The organism is Serratia aquatilis, assembly GCF_044865145.1.
Taxonomy (GTDB): Bacteria; Pseudomonadota; Gammaproteobacteria; order Enterobacterales; family Enterobacteriaceae; genus Chania; species Chania aquatilis.
The window spans coordinates 759,564-777,596 of record NZ_CP173186.1; the positions used below are offsets into that span (position 1 = coordinate 759,564).

An 18,033-nucleotide genomic window follows, 5' to 3' on the forward strand; every position below is an offset into this window, starting at 1 on the left:
ATCTTCAATCCTGAAGAGAATGGAAGGGCAGCGATTTTTCTGTTGCCTGCTCATTTGCAGGGTTTTAAAGGTAATGTAATGAATAAAAAGAAAAAAATTCTTGAGGTTAGCAACGTAAGCCATAGCTTTCAGCCAATGTCTGAAAACTCCAACCTCGTGCTCGATGGAATTAATTTCCACGTTTGCGATAGAGAAGTTATCAGCATTTTAGGAAAGTCAGGTTCTGGTAAATCTACGTTGTTACGTATTATTTCAGGTTTGATTATCCCTGATTTTGGCACTGTCACATTGGGTGATAAAAAGGTGCTAGGGCCGAACCCGCAGATCAATATGGTCTTCCAGACGTTTGCCATTTACCCTTGGCTGACGGTTTATCAGAATATTGCCTTTGGCCTACAGGCGCAGAACTATTCTCAGGAAACTATCGATAATCAGGTTAATAAAATGTTGCATCTGATTAGCCTCGAAAAATATCGCAATGCCTATCCTCGCGAGCTTTCTGGCGGAATGCGCCAGCGGGTGGGGTTTGCCCGCGCACTCGCGGTAGAACCTGAACTACTGCTGCTTGATGAACCATTCTCATCGCTGGACATTTATACCGGGGAAAATCTGCGTAGTGACCTGATGCGTATCTGGTCTACCCGGCAGATCAAAACCCGAGCGATGGTTATGGTGACTCACAGTGTCGATGAGGCAGTGATGATGTCAGATCGCATTATTTTGCTAGGTTCAAAACCCGGCACTATTACCGGTAATTATGAAATCACCACGCCTCGTGAGAACCGGACCAAGCAAGCTATGCATGATCTGATAGAGGAGATTGGCGAGGAGTTGAGCGATCAGATAGCGGCTTCGGTTTAGAAAGACGTATTCAGTTTATGTCTGGCAGATAACAAATCTGCCAGTTTAACTACCTGTTTATCAAGAGCTACCTTGCTATGGGTGCCTCATGATAAGCGGATAACATATTGATGCTTATCATGCCTATCATACAAACATTATTATCGCTCTTAACTGCGTCTTTACTTGGCGCAATAATTGGCTACGAAAGACAATTCCGGCAACGTACCGCAGGGTTGCGTACCAATACTCTGGTTGCGACCAGCGCGGCTATTTTCGTCCATCTTGCTATGACTCTTGATGGAAGTAGTGGGGCTGTCAGAGTCATTTCCTATGTAGTTTCCGGCGTGGGTTTTCTTGGCGCAGGGGCAATAATGAAAGAAGGAATGAATATTCGAGGCCTGAATACAGCGGCAACGCTTTGGGGTTCTGCCGCCGTAGGTGCTTGTGCTGGTTGTGCATTATATGGTGATGCACTGGCGGCAACGTTATATGTTTTGGCTGCAAATACTTTATTACGTCCGATTGTCAATATTATCAACAAACAGCCATTCAATGATGCTAATGGTGAATCTACCTATCAAATTTGTGTTATTTCTTTTGAACATGAACAGCGTGATACATTGGCTAAATTTAAGAAAATGTTGCAAACTGAGAACTGCTTTATTTCTCATCTAGATATAGAGCCTTTCGGTGATGATGATGTAGAGATCACCGCAACATTAATGCCAGCATCAGTGACTACTGCGGTACTGGATAAAACCGTTAATAATTTACTGGCTGATAAAATGATTAAGCAAGCGTACTATAGCCGGACCTTTGTACCAGGCTAGTCGATATTATTCGTGGGGCGCATGCAGAGGCATTGCAGACTCCGTTATCAAGACTAAGAGCCTCCCCAGTAGGTGTTATTGGCTCAGTCCGTCATTCATGATTTTATATCACTAATTAAAATAATGGGAAAATGTCACCATGAAAAGTATGCCCAAACTATCTCACCTGACTATTTTTAAAGAAATTGTCAGCTGTGGCAGTCTGCATGAAACATCCAAGAAGTTAGCGATTTCACAACCAACCCTCAGTCGTATTATCAAAGAGCTCGAAGAAAACATCGGTTCACGTCTTTTAGAACGTAGCAACCGTGGCGTAAAGCTTACCGAGGTGGGGGAAGCGTTCTATAAGCGGATTGATACGATCACCAATGAGTTAAGAAATGCTATTTATGAAATACGTGGCATGAAAGAAACGGGGGAGAAGTTTTTGCGCGTAGGAATGAGCACCTATCCACTGGTGTGCTATCTGCCTGAAGCACTCAAAAGCTTTAATCAGCACTATCCGCAAACCCGCGTCACGGTGGTTGAGGATAACCCAGAGGGATTAGTGGCTAAATTGCGGAATAGTGAACTGGATTTGGCGGTGTGCAGCTTAAGCGAAGGAATTAGCTGTGTCGATCTGGTGACTGAGGAGTTTAAATGTGAGAAATTTTCTCTTTATCAACCAAGTAATCAGGATGCTGTTGCACAGCCTTTTGACGAAAAAAAGTGGGTGATCCCACGTTCTAGCGCTGTCGGCCATGCGGCGATAAAAGACATTGTGCCCCAACTTGCTCAACACGCTTCTATTGTAGAAACCGACTCTTTCCTGGCCACCTGGTGTCTAGTTAAGCAGCAAGGCTATCTTGCACTGTTAACCGATCAGATTGTCGCACAGTACAATTCACAATTGAGTCTTAAGAAGATAGAGGTTGATGAACTCGATATCAGCGCGAACTTTTATATCATCAAACGCAATGAACCAACGACTCCCGTAATCACTAACGACTTTATCGAGATCCTGATGGCAATGTGATAGACCTGTTGCGTATCAAAGTGCAGGAGGCTGTCATTTTATTCGGCCCATTCATGGGCCAATGGCTGCCTCCCTCCTGCGACTTTAATTATTTGAAGTGTAAATAATAACCGACGATGCGCACTGAGATTATTTAGAAAGTTCGGCGGTCATATAAACGCGATTACCTACGTGAGCACTGGTAATGGTATAGGATTTTGCACCCACAGCTTTTGCTTTGGCTGCAATTCTAGCTTCTGCTGTGTCTAGCGTACTGCCTGTTGCCGAAATGGACTGGGCGAAACTGCCGAAAGAAATCAGAGACAGTGCAGAAACGGCAATGATTGTTTTGATACTTGTCATGATAATGCTCCTTTGTTGAGAGGTGTGCTTTCCTGTGTCGCTGCTAATTATAGTGAGTAATTACGGAAAATATATATGAATGACTTGTAAAATTAAATCAAAAAAAATGATATAAAATACAGCACATCAAGAAAATTGTAGTTATGTTAATCAATGCCTAGACTTTTGGTGAAATTAATTCACCTTAAAGTTAGTTGTTCCATTTGTTGGATATATGCAAGCTAAAATAACTCATGATTTATAAATTGGATGTTTATTAATTAAGACTACGTATAATAGCTTGTGGCTATTAATTACGGTTAAATTATACGGTGTAAACATATTTATGGTGGTTGTTAATTTCATTATGATATTTACCAAGTGAATATCCCTTATGTAAGCAATTCATTTGGTACATCTGATAAATGAAATTGGTTTTTTCTTTAGCAGGTGACTTTATTCATTAATTGAATCATTAGATATAAATGTAAAAAGCCAGTCAAGGATTGTCTCGCCCGCGAATAGCGTATTACTTTCCTTCTGGACATGCTGGATAAATTACTATCTGTTTATAAGGAAGTTATCTATGTCCAATAAATGCTTTATCTTAATACCAGCCGCACTGTTTCTGCTTTCATTAAGCAGCTATTCACAGGCGGCCTCCAACGCTCAAATCACCATTACCGGCAACGTGCAATCAACCACCTGTGACGTGGATATCTCCACCAATAACCTGGATTTGGGCACCTTGCGGCCCACTGACTTTACTGCTGTCGCCATGCCTGTGGCTGAAAGTGTGCGCACGTTTAGCGTCGGGCTGAATAACTGCACAGTCCCGGAGGCAGCAGGTACTGCCGGGCTGATGGTAACGGGGCAAACCCTGTTCGGAAATACAGATATCTTCAGCAGCGGCACCAATAATACCGGCGTGATGTTGAATCAGGTTGGTACCAGCACCTATATAAAATCTGGCGAAACCTTGGAAGTTGCCAAAGTAGCTGGCGATCCTCCAGCAGATAATGAATTGAATGGCAAAACCCTGGCGCTTCAGGCTGGTCTGGCCAAAGGCAGTGATGCCACCGCCGATATCGGTAGGGTGAGTGCGCCTATCTTGTTCCAGTTCGTTTACAACTGATCCTTAGCCTCTACAAGTGGGCTGTCAGGCCCACTTTGAGCTGGTCACAATCAGGAGTTGTCTCATGCCTCGGTTTCTTCGGTTGCTTTCCGCGGTTTTGCCCCTAATGGTGATGCCGATGGCTGGGCAGGCATCTGGCTTTGGTATTGATGCTACCCGTCTGATTTATCCCCAGGGAGCTGGTAGCATCAGTGTGACGTTGCGTAATACGTTGACCACCACCCCTTATCTGGTGCAAACCGCTATCAGCCGCACGCCTGCGGGTACTGAACCGGTACCGTTTATCGCTACCCCGCCATTGTTCCGCCTGGAGCCAGCCAGTATTAATCAAGTGCGTATCACTTATCGCCAAAGTGCTCCTCTCCCACGGGATCGTGAGTCGGTATTCTATTTTCGCGCCAGTGCCATTCCAGCGAGCCACGCGCCAGATACCGACCAGTCAGCCGGACGTGTCAAGGGAGCTGCGCAGTTTGGGGTCGGCAATATCATCAAACTCTTCTATCGCCCATCCACTCTGGCCGGATCGGCGTTGATGGCCCAAAAGGGGCTGCAGTTTTCCCGCGTCGGGGAGGGGGTACGGGTCAATAATCCGTCACCTTACTTTATCAGTTTTGCCAGTCTGTCTGTAGGGGGGAAAAAGCTCCCTTTGAATACCCCAGAGGCATTAATGATTGCGCCATTCGGCACACACACCTTCGTGGCAAAGGAACTCCATGGCAAGGTCAAATGGGAAACCATCGGTGATGAGGGCGGTATCAGGGCGTTCAGCCATGATCTGCCGTAAGCGCTTCTGGTTGCTGTGTGCTCTGCTGGCATTGAACAGCACTAACGCCCTCGCGGTAACCATTAATTTCTCGGCCTTGCTTATTCGTGGCACCTGTTCTTTTAGCCTGGACAAGAGCCTGTTACCGCTGGGATATGTGGCCAGAACGCAGTTAAAACCGGCAACTTTGATAGCAGTTCAGCCGTTTACCCTATGGGTCAGGGATTGCAATCTTTCGATCGACGGGTTGCTCCCCGTGGTCAGCATCAGTGGTGAAGGTGTCTTACAAGGCGGTAAATGGCTATTTCGCAGTGGTGATTCGGCTGCCAAGAACGTAGGGGTGATGCTGGTTAAGTCCGATGTTCCACCGTCATATAGCGAGCCAGAGGTAAAAAGCGGTGACACTTTTCCGCTGGCGGCAAGGGGCGTCAATCCTGTGGACCAGCCTCTGCGATTTTATGCTGGTATGACTTGCGGTGCGGATGATACCTGCGCCGAGGCAGGTCTGGGTTTGCTGACTGCCCGGGTCTTATTCACACTCTCTTTTCGCTAAGGTTTTTATGGATGTTTCACGTCTAATCCCTTTGCTCTGTGCTGGACTGTTGATCTCTGAAGCGTCGCCTGCTGCAGAACCAATGGCATTGGGGGGCATCAGTCTCAGTAAGACCAGGGTTATCTTTGCCCCCAGCACAAAAGCGCAGACGTTTGCGGTGAGTAATAGTGGCAAGCAAAGCTACCTGATACAGAGCAGGGTGCAACGAACGCCTGACGATACCACGCAGGCTCCATTTATTGTTGTCCCCCCGCTGTTTAGGCTTCAGCCGGATAGCCTTCAGCAGATACGTATTGTTTCACAAGGTGCCATGCTGCCAAAGGATCGTGAATCGCTGTTCTATCTTTCGGTGCTGGCTATCCCTGCGGGCAGCGAACAGCGCGTGCAGCCGATGCAGGTGTCGATGGGGATACGGTTTGTTCTCAAGCTATTTTACCGACCAAGCGGTTTGGTGAGCCTCTCTCAATGCAGTCTACGCTTTCATCGGGTGGCTCAGGGAGTCAAGGTAGAAAACCCAACCCCTTACTTCCAGACGCTAGGCAACCTGGCCTTCAACCACAATCCGGTCAATCTCGATAAGCAACCAGCGATGCTGGCGCCGCAAAGTGAACAGATCTACCCCGTTTCAGCTAAAGAGAGAGATGTTAACTGGCAGACCGTGACCGACTACGGCGGGTTATCACCCTCATGTCAGCAGCGTTTAATTTCCCAACAGAATATGCCATGAGAAAACGTCCTTTGCTGCAACGATTCCTGGTGCTATGGGGGGTTTGCCTGTGTATGAACGGTTCTGCACAGGCGGATACCCAGCCTTCCTCATGGCAGCCCGCAGGGATTGCCTTTTATGTATTGCGTGTGATTTACCCCGAAAGCGCAAAGCAAGGGGCTTCTCTGACGACTTACAACAAGAGTCATGCTCCTTATCTGATCCAGTCGCGTATAAGACCGGTAGACCCGGCCAGTGGCAATGTTGAGATGGATGAAACCGGTCAGCCGCTGATGCCGTTGATCGTGACTCCACCGCTGGCGCGTTTGGAGCCGCAGGGGGAACTGACCTTACGTATCCGGCGTAATGGCGAACCGTTACCGAAAGATCGGGAATCGGTTTTTTTTATTTCGATGAAAGCCATCCCGGCCCGCAATGAGCACGATGACGCGCGAAGCAAAGTGGTAATGGCGGTGGTCAGCAGCCTGAAGGTTTTCTACCGGCCAAAAGGGTTATCCCGGCGTGCGGTAGCGGACGTAGCGGGACAACTGCGTTTTCGGCGTGAGGGAAACCGGTTGATTGCCGACAATCCCACTCCCTACTGGCTGACCTTCTCACGCCTGAAGGTAGGAGCTACTGCTGTGGACAAAGCACAACTGCGCCTGATGGTTCCGCCAAAAGGGCAGCGGCAGTACGTTTTGCCCGCCGGGGCTTCTGGGCCGGTGGTCTGGCAATTGATTGACGAAGATGGTTGGGATACTCCGGAGCAGCAACGCGCATTGTGACTTTTCTGATGCTATAGGAGCTACTGCACAGGCTTTCGTTATGACAGCAAATACTATGAGAATCATCAAACCACGGCAGACAGATTGTGCTGTTTTCCGCTTACTGGCAGTAAGTACGGTTCTGGTGAGTTTCTCTGCCATGGCGCGCGATTATTTTGATCCCGGTTTGCTGACATTGAGCGGGGTGCAACCCTCCGAGATAGATCTGAGCCTGTTTGAAACACCAGGGAAAATCCCGCCGGGCAACTATGTGGTAAATCTGTATGTAAATCAGGTCGAGCGTGGCCAGTTCCGGTTGGATTTCAAACCAGATAGTCATGGCAACATCCAGCCCGGACTGACGCCAGAACTTCTGCAGCAACTGGGGATCAATACCAAAGGGTTACCTGCTTTTGCCAAACTATCGCCAGATTCGCCGGTACAGGAATTAGACAAACTGATCCCGGCATCACGGGTAAAATTTGATTTCTCCCAGTTGCGGCTGGATCTGAGTATTCCGCAAATCGCCATGCAGCCCAACGTTCAGGATGCGGTTGATCCGGCTCTGTGGGATGAGGGGGTTTCTGCACTGCTGTTCAATTACACCTTGAACGGTGGGCGCAACTGGCAGCGTGAACAGGCCGGGATGGTAAGTAGCACTATGAGCAACCTGTTCGCCAACGTGCAGGGTGGGGCCAACTGGCAAGCCTGGCGTCTGCGTAGCACTCTGACGTATATGCACAATGCCTTCAATCAAAGCGGTCAGGCCGGGCAAACCACTCGTCGGACGCAGTTTATCAACACCTTTCTGCAACGCGATATTCCTACCTGGCGTTCGGCAGTGCTGGTGGGGGAAAACTCGACCGATAACGCGGTGTTTGACAGTATTCCCTTCCGTGGCATCAGGCTTAATTCCAGTGATGATATGTTGCCCAATAGCCAGCGCGGTTTTGCGCCGGTTATCACAGGTATTGCCCAGAGCAATGCTCGGGTAACGGTCAGTGAGAATGGCAACGTCATCTATCAAACCTATGTTGCCCCTGGGCCGTTTCGCATTAATGATCTCTATCAGACCGGGCCAGGGGGGGATCTGACCCTCACTATTACCGAAGCTGACGGTACGGTTCGCACACAGAGGATAGCGGTTTCATCGTTACCGGTGATGCGCCGTCCAGGCAGCCTTAAGTATGAGTTGACTGCTGGGCGCTACAATGGTGGCCTCACCGAGGCCTCACGAGAAGCGCATTTCGTGCAGGGAACGGCCATTTATGGGTTGCCCCATGACGTGACGCTATACGGTGGGACTTTGGTCGCCAAGGATTACGGTGCCATGGTGCTGGGAACGGGCATATCACTGGGCGCCGTTGGTGCGTTGTCGGCAGATATCACCACCTCCAGCGCCCGGCTGCACCAAGAAGAACGCCACCAGCAAGGTACATCCTACCGCCTGCGCTTTGCCAAGAGCCTGCAAGCTACCGGCACCTCGATTGACCTAGCCGCTTACCGCTATTCCACCCGCCATTACTACAGCTTTGCCGATTTCAACAGCCTTGACTATCTGCTCAACAGCGACCAGGCACCGTGGAACCTGGAGCGTCAGCGTTCCACTGTTCAGGTGCGGGTCAGTCAACAGTTGGGGCATTTTGGCTCGCTATATATGGATGGCTCACACAGTGATTACTGGGGGAATAGTCGGGTGCTGAACACGCTTTCAGCGGGTTACAACGTCAGTTATCGCGGAGTGAGTTACGGCCTTGCCTACAGCATCGACAGTATCAAAGGGGAGGGGGATTGGGCGGAGAACCGGCAGTTGTTGCTCAATGTGCAGGTGCCACTGAACCTGTTCAGTTCATCCAATTCAGGGAACCCGATGTATGCCAGCTATCAGATGACACAGGATAATCTGGGGCAAATCCAGCAGCAGGCCGGAATCAATGGCAGCGCACTGGATAACCGCTTGTCCTACAGCGCGATGCAGGGCTGGTCGAACGGGATCGGAAATAACACCAGTACTTTAAACTTTGGCTATCAGGGCGGTCAGGGAACGATCACTGCGGGCTACAGCAACAGCTCGGCTTTCCGCTCCCTGAATTTGGGAGGCAGTGGCGGCATAGTGATCCATCCGTACGGCATAACGCTGGGCCAGATGTTGGGAAGTTCTGTCGCCGTAGTGAATGCGGCAGGGGCGGGCGGTTCCAAGCTGATAGTTGGCAATATACAAACGGACAGCCGGGGCTATGCGGTAGTGCCCTACCTGTCGAACTATCAGAGTAACAGCATCAGCCTGGATCCTTCGACGTTGCCGGAAAATGTAGATATGGGCCAGTCAAGCGTCAATGTTTACCCGACTTGGGGAGCGGTTGTCATGGCAAACTTTTCATTGCGGGTCGGTTATCAAGCGTTAGTGACTTTGCAGCATCAAGGTGCTCCGCTGTCTTTTGGTGCACTGGTTACGGTCAAGGATACGGCAGGCAGCACGCCAAACACCGGTATCGTGGGCGATGGTGGGCAGGTATATCTAAGTGGGCTGCAGGAAAGCGGCACGCTATGGGTCAAATGGGGGAATGGGGGGAACCAGCAATGTCATGCTGCGTATAACCTGACGGAAATACCCGCAGATACGCCAATTCGAGTATTAAAAGCCAATTGCCAATAACGTAAAGCCTGTTTCAAACGAAGATATGGCAAACATTGAGACAAAAACGGGGTGTACAAAATGACACAAAAAACGCGGTTTACGGGTTACGTGGGTATGCTGCTGACATTACAGATAGTGTCAACGTCTGGTCTGGCCGCGCCGGTTATCACCGTAGGTAGGGGAGCCGGCGTTTTGTGGGAAGGTTTGCCATTTCATGTTGAGTTTAACGGAACAGAAAGCGATGGACTCTGGATGTCATCGGGCATGATATCTGTAACAAGCTCTACTTCTTCATGTATTTACCCTTCTAACTTGATGGGCTGGATAGCCGGATATAATGTCTTTAGGTTTGGTGTTGGGATGAATATAGGGTTTGTTCCGCGGAGCACTGCTTTTACAAGCTATATTCTCAATGACGGAACGCCTGAAACCTTCACAGGGACATTGGGAATACCCGACACCAAGTTGCTTACCAGTCACGGGAAAACCGTGAGTAATTCGGTTTTTTCTTGGTGTTTAACACCAAACGATTCAGATGCCGACAATTTTTTTAAGGATCGAAGTCCGTACCAGGCAGAGATTGATGGGGATCTTGCTATTGTGGCCGATGGTAGTCAAACCAGTGGTGAGTACCGATTTCCTGTATCATTTTACGCCGCTACCTTTACACGTAAAGGTAGACAAATCAGAGAAATTTTACCCCTTGGCACGGTAGTGCGCGTCTCTATGCTGGAATGCCGCGTATCGACGCCAACGGAGGTGAACTTTGGCGATGTGCAATACTCTGGCCGCAGCGGTGCAGAACTGGCCCGTCTGACTTATCCGCTCATCGTGTCCTGTTCGCAGACGAGAAACTTCATCAATACCAATATCAACGTACAGTGGCGAGCTATCAGCGGTATTGACGGTGCTCCGGGGCGGCTGGCGTTGAGGCAGGGCGGCGGCTATATTACTGGCAGTATCGACGGTGTGACCCCCGCAGGCACCTGTGACAGCCTGGGGGGGATCCTGTTTGACAATACGCCGCTGAAGATTGGGCAGATCGGCAATAATCAAAACAGCCAAACCATCAATAAACAGGTGACCTGGCGATTGTGTTCTGGCGGAGCCAGCCTGCCCGACGGCCCGGTAGACGCCGCCGCAGAGTTGCTGGTGACATTCAATTAGGCTGTGTCCCTTAATTGCACGCGAGCGCCGCTGGCGGTCATTTGCGCGCAGGGCAAGGCGTGAGCCGCGAGGTTTGGTGGACCAAATAAGCGGCGAACAACGCCGCAATACGCGTAAATGGCCCCAGCCCGAAGGGGCGCGCGCCAAAAGCCCGTTCGAAGTAAAGTCGGGCTTGAACAGAGGGCCACTCTGCTCTTCACCCTCCGCCTTGATAACGGGCTTTTGGGTCTGCGACGGCACCACGGGCAATTAAGGGACACAGCCTAGTTCTGGGCAGGGCATAAGGATGTACCCTATCTTGGCCTGTGTATCCTGGGCCACAAAACATCGCCATCATCTCTGCCTCTGGCTGATTTATCCCTGTACCGGTATCCCGAAATATTCGTTCCCCACAGTTATTAATCATTTTTTATCCGGCCCTGAAAGCATCACTTGCTGCTGTTAACATATTTTCAGCTCATTAATGAAAACTCAGTCATCGATTAACTTTTTGTATTTATTATTAAAACATAGATTTCAATATGTGAGATCTATTGTCAATTACAGCAATTGACAAAAAAAATCCTATCCAGCATTTTCTAAGTGCGAACAAGTCGAACCTGTCTGACCTGTCTGCCAAACACTAAGGATCCTGTAGTGACAACCAAAATGTCTGTAGTGCAACAAGCAATTCAAGAGATTGAAACACGGATTGGCGCGGGAGAATGGCAGGTGGGGCAGCGGCTCCCCTCGCAGCATGAACTGGCAAAAATGCTCCAGCTCAGCCGCGCTTCACTGCGGGAAACACTCAGCCATCTTGAGTCACGGGGATTGCTAAGTATCAAACCAGGGAAAGGAGTGTATGTCACTGCACGCTCGCCCACAGAACCGCGGCAATGGGGGTTTGAAAACTATTCTTTTGCCGAAGTAATGGCCATGCGTCTGCAGTTAGAGGGGTTTGCCGCCGCTCATGCCGCCGCGAACGCGGTTGCTGAAGATATTGCCAGTCTGGAAGCCTCGGTAGCGGACGCCTATCAGGCGGCGAAGCAGGGCGATCTGCTGTTGGTCAAGCTGTGCGATCTGGACTTTCACGCCCAGATCATTCGTATCGCGGGTAACCGTTTGTTGCAAGAGATTATCAAGCTGATCCGTCAACCGTATGAGCAGAGTAAAACACCACCGCATGGCAGTTTTGCCGATATGGAACCGGCACTTGCGGAGCACCAGCGGATCTTTTTAGCCATAAAAATGGGGGAGCCCCATTTAGCACGGACGGCAATGGAACAGCATCTGCGCAATGCCGCCAGACGCGCCAACGTCCAACTGAGTGAGCCCTTTTAATTCATTTACCAGGAGCAATCATGATAAAGAAATTCTCGTTGAGTATCGGTGCAAGTGTGCTGCTGATGGCTAGCATGGCGAATGCTGCCGAGCCAGTGAAAACACTGAAAGTTTGCACGGAAGCGAGCCCCGATGGCTTCGACTATTCCTTGTATCATGCCAACTCTACGGCAGACGCCTCATCTGAGGCACTGTATAACCGCCTGGTAGACTTTAAGCCGGGCACCACAGAACTCAGGCCTGCATTGGCAGAGAGCTGGGAGATTAGCCCGGACGGTAAAACCTACACCTTCCATCTGCGTAAAGATGTGCCATTCCATACCACTCCTTGGTTTAAACCAACGCGCAATATGAATGCTGATGATGTGGTCTATAGCCTGCAGCGCCAGATCGATCCAAGCAGTCCTTGGTATAAAACGGCTGTTCAAGGTTGGTTTTATGCTCAGGCGATGGGATTTAAAGAGTTGATTAAGTCCGTCGAGCGGGTGGATGATTCTACCGTCCGCGTTGAGCTGAATCGCCCTGAAGCGCCTTTCTTGGCAGATATGGCTATGGGCTTTACGTCGATACTTTCGCACGAATATGCCACGCAGTTAGAGAAAGAGAATAAATTGCGGGATATGGATGTGAAACCTGTGGGTACCGGGCCTTATGTATTCAAACGTTATAATAAAGACCAGATGGTGCGTTACGAAGCAAACCCGACTTATTTCCGTGGCAAACCTAAAATCGATCAGTTGATTTTCAGTATCGCTCCCGATGCTTCGGTGCGTTTACAGCGCCTGAAAGCGGGTGAATGTGACGTTATGCTGTACCCAAGCCCGCAGGATTGGCCAGCCATCGAGGCCAATGACAAATTAAATCTGATCAAAGGCCAAGCGCTAACCAGTTCCTATTTACAGGTTAATACGCAAAAGCCACCGTTGGATAATAAGTTGGTACGTCAGGCATTAGCCTTGGCCGCAGACCGTCCGAATATTATTAAAGTGGTCACTGCCGATGCCGCATCGCCAATGACCAATCCGTACCCACCTTCGCAGTGGAGTTATAATACGGATATCAAGCCTCTTGAACTGAATATTGATAAGGCCAAGCAACTGCTGGCAGAGGCCGGGCATCCAAACGGCTTCGACATGGAAATCTGGGTTCGTCCCGGAACCAGCGGTTCCAACTCGAATCCTAAACTCACCGCCGAAATGCTACAGTCAGACTTCAAGAAAATTGGTGTGAATGTGAACATCAAAACCATTGAGTGGGGCGAACTGCTGCGCAGAGCACGCGATGGCGAGCATACGTCAGTGGTATTAGGTTGGGCATCGGATAACGGCGATCCTGATAACTTCCTGTCCAATAACCTCTCCTGCTCAGGATTGGAAGACGGCAGTAATTTCTCCCGCTGGTGTGATAAGCCTTTTGACCAATTGTTGAAGGATGCCCGCGCAGAGTCGGATATTGCCAAGCGTACTGAAATGTATAAGCACGCGCAGGTGATCTTCCAGGATAATTTACCGTGGATCCCACTATTCCATCCGCTTAATGCACTGGCGACCAGCAAGAAGGTGACAGGCGTGGTGGCCAGCCCGTTAACGCTGAATAACTACGCCGACGCGGATATTACCAAATAAAATAATTTCACTGTAGCAGTCATTATGCTCTAAATAATTCGAGCTGCATGTATACCCAAAATAATTCGGGTTGCTTGTAGGCGGCAACTGAGCGAAGCCCCAGGAGCTTGGTAAATCAAGTGACTGGGGTGAGTAAAGGTAGCCAACACCCATCCAGCTTGAAGTATGACGAGTATATTTCTTCTTCCTGACTTCCTCCAAACTTATCTGGGGGGAGCCTGCGTGCGCCTGACAGAGCAATAAAAGGATAATTATTCTTATGAGCCATACTCCGTTAAAAGAACAGGTTGCTCGCCTGAGCGATCTGCTGAACGTCATTAACTTATTAAATTGGGATGCCAGCACCGGCATGCCAAATGGTGCCAGCATTCGCCGTGGTCAACAAATTGCCACCCTGAGCAGCCTGGCCCAAAACATGATCCTGTCTGATGAGTTGGCCTCCGCTCTGCGAGAAGAGAAGCAGGCAGCGGATTTAACCTTGCACAAGCAGCGCTCACATCAAGCGTTAGAACAGGCGATAGCGCATTATAAAAAAGTACCCGCCAGCCTGGTGATCGAACAGGCAGAGTTGGTCGCCGTGGCGGAAGTGGCCTGGCGCGAAGCACGTGAACAGAATAAATTCCAGCTGTTTCAACCCTATTTAGAGAAAATTATCGATTTAAAACGCCGCTTTGCCGACGTTGTGGGTTATGAAAATCACCCTTATGAAGCGCTGACTCATGAGTATGAGCCCGGTTTGACGGTACCTGCGCTGAAAGGTCTGTTTTCCCAGTTGCAGGAACGTTTATTACCGTTGGTGAAACGTGTTCATGCTGCGCCTAAACCCGATAATAGCTTCCTGCGCCGCCACTTCCCGGTTGAACAGCAACGCACGCTCTCCACACAACTGGCGGCGATGATTGGCTATGATTTTCAGCGTGGCCGCTTGGATACCACCACCCATCCTTTTGAAATATCCATCACCCGCGAAGATGTGCGCATTACCACCCGGTTTAACCCACAATTTCTCAATGCCGGATTATTCGGCACGCTGCATGAAGCGGGTCATGCCATTTATGAACAGAGTGTCTCCCCGGCGCTTAGCGGCACCGCACTGACGATGGATCTGTTCGGTCTGTATGCGGTAGCGGGAGCAAGCTATGGCGTGCATGAATCGCAGTCACGTCTGTGGGAAAACCGCGTTGGCCGTTCTTTGCCGTTCTGGAAAAATCATTACGCCACCTTGAAGAGCACCTTCCCCGGCGTGCTGGATGACATTTCCCTTGAGCAGTTCCACCGGGCAATTAACCGTTCTGAACCGAGCCTGATCCGCGTTGAAGCCGATGAATTGACCTATGACTTCCACGTCATGCTGCGCGTTGAGATCGAAATGGGGTTGATCGACGGCAGCCTTAGAGTCAGCGACTTACCGGGCTTCTGGGCAGAAAAGATCCAGGCATACCTGGGCGTTAAGCCAACCACCGATACTCAGGGTGTGCTGCAGGATATTCACTGGTCAAAAGGCATGATCGGCTCATTCCCAACCTACACCCTTGGCAACGTCATGGGATCACAATTCATGGCATCTGCCCTGCAGCAGCAACCTTCCTTAGCTGGCGAATTGGCGCAGGGTAACTACCTGCCTCTCAGGAACTGGTTGACGGAAAATATTCTGCAACATGGCCGTACTTATTTACCTCACGAATTATTACAGCGCGCCACCGGTAAGGGACTGGATGCCACGCCTTATCTGGATTATCTGGAACAGAAATTCACCGCGCTATATCAACTGTAAACCTGATTAACCAGAGGGAAGATAATGAAAATTGCAGACATGAACTGGATGCAGATCGAAGCTTATTTACAGCAGGACGATCGTGTGGTGGTGCCATTGGGCAGCGTGGAGCAACACGCTTATTTAAGCGTGGCTGTCGATATGATCCTGGCTGAAAAGGTGGCGGTGGATGCTGCTGAGCCTTTGGGCATTCCGGTTTATCCGGCGATTCCGTTTGGCGTAACGCCTTACTTCGCCGCTTTCCCCGGCACTGTCTCTTTGCGAGTGGAAACCTATGTCAGAGTGATCCACGACCTGCTGGACAGCCTGGCCCGCTCAGGTTTCAAACGTATCGTGTTGGTGAATGGTCATGGCGGTAACCAGCCTGCCCACAGCGCGGCGACGGAGTGGATGCTTGCTAACCCTGAGGTCAAAGTACGCTTCTACAACTGGTGGAATGCACCAAACACCTTGGCCAACGTGCGCTCGGTCGATGCGACCTCTTCCCACGCCAGTTGGATGGAAAACCTGCCCTGGACGCGTTTAGCTAATGCGCCTTGCCCGGATGCTCGTAAAGCACCCATCGACTATCAGCGTTTCCACGTGATGAATGTGGCGGAGGCCAAGGAGTATCTGGGGGACGGCAACTTCGGTGGTTACTATCAGCGTCCTGCCGAAGTGGAAGAAGCTATGTGGCAAATTGCGGTAGCGGAAACCCGCGCCATCCTGGAAGGACCTTGGCAATGAGTGACTCACCGATTGTCGTTTGGGGGGCCGGGGCGATGGGGGGCACGCTTGCCGCTTATTGGGTCCGTGCCGGTAAGAATGTACTGCTGGTGGATAACAATCCTGCTCATGTGGCAGCAATTAACCAACATGGACTACGCATCAGCGGGCCGATAGAAGAGTTTGTCGTCAACGCCAAAGCGGTGTTACCGGAACAGCTCTTTTCAACCAATGCACAGGGCGAGGCGATCCCGGAAAAGTATCCGCGCATTTTCCTCTGCACCAAAGCACAACATACCGAAGTTGCCTGCCGCACGTTGGCACCGCATCTCGCGCCGCAGGGCGAAGTGATCTCGGTACAAAATGGCCTTAATGAGCTGATCATTGCCGACATCATCGGTGAATCGCGCTGTATTGGCTGCTTTATCAACTTTGGTGCCGATATCCTGGAACCTGGTCATATTCACTATGCCGGGCGTGGTGCGGTGGTGGTGGGTGAACTGAATGGCACTTTAACCCACCGCTTGGCCGATATCCTGCAACTGATGCAGGTATTTGAACCGAACGCGCTGCAAACGGATCGTATCTTCAGCTATCTGTGGGGAAAACTAGGGTACGGAGCACTGCTGTTCGGTACCGCCCTGACCAATGAATCGATTGTCGATGTGTTGGCTCATGCCGATTATCGCGCCGTTTTGATTGCCATAGGCAAAGAGGTTTGCGCCGTTGCGGATGCCGCATGCATCCCGTTGGAAGGGTTCAATGGTTTCCATCCCCCTGCTTTCCGCAGCGATGCTCCCATGGCGGAAAGCCATGCTTCGATGGACGCGATGGTAGCGTTCAACCAGCGCTCGGCCAAAACCCACAGCGGCATCTGGCGTGATTTAGCCATTCACAAGCGCAAAACCGAAGTCGATCAACAGCTCGGGGTGATCGTACGCCAGGCTGAGCAGTTGGGTATTGCTACACCGCTGCTGCAGGCAGTGATTGCGGGTATTCATCAGATTGAACAGGGTGCACCGCTAACGTGGGCCAATCTCGACCAGGTTGCCGCATTGCATTCCAAGCTCACCAGGAGTGATGTATGAATTTAGATTTTACCGGGCAGACCATTGTTGTAACTGGCGCAGCGCAAGGCATTGGCCGCGCGATTGCCAAGTCTTTCGCCGCCTTAGGGGGGCAAGTGTGGGCCTGTGATGTTGATGCAGAAACTCTGGCAATCACCCAACAGGAGTGTGCAACCGCGATCCAGGTACGTACCGTTGATGTGACCGTTCAGGCTGAGGTCAAAGCCTTTATTGCCGAAGTGGGTAAGGTGAATGTGCTAGTCAACTGCGCCGGTGGCGTTCGCGGTCAGGAAGGTCAAGCGCTGGAAACCGTGACGCCGCAGCAGTGGCACGCTCTGTTTCAGGTCAATGTGGATAGTGCCTTCTGGTTTGCCCAGGCGGTCGCGCCATTGATGAAAACCGCTCACTATGGCCGGATCATCAACATCTCCAGCGGGGCAGGGCTTGGCATCAGTCTGACCGGAATACAGGCCTATGCGGCGGCGAAAGCGGCGCAGATTGGCCTGACCCGCCAACTCGGCCACGAACTGGGGCCGTTCGGTATCACCGTCAATAGCGTGGCTCCCGGTTTTGTCCGCTCCAACCCCAGCAGTGAACGTCAGTGGCAGAAATTTGGCGAAGCCAAACAACAGGCCATTCTTGACCAAATCGCCATGCGTCGTTTGGGGAAGGTAGAAGATATTGCCAATGCTGTGTTGTTCTTTGCCTCCCCGGATTCGGGCTGGGTATCAGGACAAACGCTGTCGGTTGATGGTGGCAAGTAACGCGCCCAGCTTTCACAGGTACGGCAAGTCGCCGCTGTTGCCG

General features: G+C 50.6%; 17 protein-coding genes. 16 read left to right on the top strand and 1 reads right to left on the bottom strand.

The genetic code is table 11. The annotated features are described in order from the left end of the window. Positions 1-78: 78 nt before the first annotated feature. The 3 genes from SAQUA_RS03470 (at position 79) to SAQUA_RS03480 (ending at position 2,688) form a co-directional block, all read left to right on the top strand. On the top strand, positions 79-861 hold the full coding sequence (locus SAQUA_RS03470) for an ABC transporter ATP-binding protein (RefSeq protein WP_380677858.1): 783 nt from the start codon (positions 79-81) through the stop codon (positions 859-861). Between the two features lie 119 nt (positions 862-980). Beyond that, positions 981-1,673, top strand: a complete 693-nt coding sequence (locus SAQUA_RS03475; protein WP_380677860.1) for an MgtC/SapB family protein — start codon at positions 981-983, stop codon at positions 1,671-1,673. 139 nt (positions 1,674-1,812) lie between these two features. Next, positions 1,813-2,688: a LysR family transcriptional regulator gene (locus SAQUA_RS03480; RefSeq protein ID WP_380677862.1), complete on the top strand. Its 876-nt coding sequence runs from the start codon at positions 1,813-1,815 to the stop codon at positions 2,686-2,688. A gap of 129 nt (positions 2,689-2,817) precedes the next feature. Here the strand turns inward: SAQUA_RS03480 and SAQUA_RS03485 are convergent, their stop codons facing one another. Then, a complete protein-coding gene (locus tag SAQUA_RS03485; protein ID WP_380677864.1) occupies positions 2,818-3,030 on the bottom strand; it encodes a YdgH/BhsA/McbA-like domain containing protein in 213 nt (70 codons plus the stop codon). A 565-nt stretch (positions 3,031-3,595) separates the two neighbouring features. On the opposite strand from SAQUA_RS03485, the gene SAQUA_RS03490 reads away from it, so the two are divergent. The 13 genes from SAQUA_RS03490 (at position 3,596) to SAQUA_RS03550 (ending at position 17,990) form a co-directional block, all read left to right on the top strand. Continuing rightward, positions 3,596-4,144, top strand: coding sequence for a fimbrial protein (locus SAQUA_RS03490; protein ID WP_380677866.1), 549 nt, complete (start codon positions 3,596-3,598; stop codon positions 4,142-4,144). A gap of 64 nt (positions 4,145-4,208) precedes the next feature. Beyond that, on the top strand, positions 4,209-4,928 hold the full coding sequence (locus SAQUA_RS03495; RefSeq protein WP_380677868.1) for a molecular chaperone: 720 nt from the start codon (positions 4,209-4,211) through the stop codon (positions 4,926-4,928). Then, the gene (locus tag SAQUA_RS03500) at positions 4,915-5,460 is read left to right on the top strand and encodes a fimbrial protein (RefSeq protein WP_380677870.1); all 546 of its coding nucleotides are present in this window, start codon (positions 4,915-4,917) and stop codon (positions 5,458-5,460) included. The genes SAQUA_RS03495 and SAQUA_RS03500 overlap by 14 nt, the downstream gene beginning before the upstream one ends. A gap of 7 nt (positions 5,461-5,467) precedes the next feature. Next, positions 5,468-6,187, top strand: a complete 720-nt coding sequence (locus tag SAQUA_RS03505; protein WP_380677872.1) for a molecular chaperone — start codon at positions 5,468-5,470, stop codon at positions 6,185-6,187. Further along, positions 6,184-6,951, top strand: a complete 768-nt coding sequence (locus tag SAQUA_RS03510) for a molecular chaperone (protein WP_380677874.1) — start codon at positions 6,184-6,186, stop codon at positions 6,949-6,951. The genes SAQUA_RS03505 and SAQUA_RS03510 overlap by 4 nt, the downstream gene beginning before the upstream one ends. Before the next feature lie 55 nt (positions 6,952-7,006). Then, a complete protein-coding gene (locus SAQUA_RS03515; RefSeq protein ID WP_404413134.1) occupies positions 7,007-9,586 on the top strand; it encodes a fimbria/pilus outer membrane usher protein in 2,580 nt (859 codons plus the stop codon). A 582-nt stretch (positions 9,587-10,168) separates the two neighbouring features. Continuing rightward, a complete protein-coding gene (locus tag SAQUA_RS03520; protein WP_380677878.1) occupies positions 10,169-10,735 on the top strand; it encodes an adhesin in 567 nt (188 codons plus the stop codon). Between the two features lie 636 nt (positions 10,736-11,371). Continuing rightward, on the top strand, positions 11,372-12,055 hold the full coding sequence (locus SAQUA_RS03525; protein WP_380677880.1) for a FadR/GntR family transcriptional regulator: 684 nt from the start codon (positions 11,372-11,374) through the stop codon (positions 12,053-12,055). 20 nt (positions 12,056-12,075) lie between these two features. Then, entirely contained in the window at positions 12,076-13,680 is a 1,605-nt protein-coding gene (locus tag SAQUA_RS03530; RefSeq protein WP_380677882.1) for an ABC transporter substrate-binding protein, read from the top strand. Between the two features lie 259 nt (positions 13,681-13,939). Further along, positions 13,940-15,454 carry a carboxypeptidase M32 gene (locus tag SAQUA_RS03535; protein WP_380677884.1) on the top strand — a complete coding sequence of 505 codons (1,515 nt, stop codon included), beginning with the start codon at positions 13,940-13,942 and terminating at the stop codon, positions 15,452-15,454. A gap of 24 nt (positions 15,455-15,478) precedes the next feature. Then, complete coding sequence (locus tag SAQUA_RS03540; RefSeq protein ID WP_380677886.1) at positions 15,479-16,180, top strand: creatininase family protein; 702 nt, start codon at positions 15,479-15,481, stop codon at positions 16,178-16,180. Beyond that, positions 16,177-17,247, top strand: coding sequence for a ketopantoate reductase family protein (locus SAQUA_RS03545; RefSeq protein ID WP_380677888.1), 1,071 nt, complete (start codon positions 16,177-16,179; stop codon positions 17,245-17,247). The genes SAQUA_RS03540 and SAQUA_RS03545 overlap by 4 nt, the downstream gene beginning before the upstream one ends. Then, on the top strand, positions 17,244-17,990 hold the full coding sequence (locus SAQUA_RS03550; protein ID WP_380677890.1) for an SDR family NAD(P)-dependent oxidoreductase: 747 nt from the start codon (positions 17,244-17,246) through the stop codon (positions 17,988-17,990). Before SAQUA_RS03545 ends, SAQUA_RS03550 begins: the two co-directional genes overlap by 4 nt. The last annotated feature ends 43 nt before the right edge of the window (positions 17,991-18,033 follow it).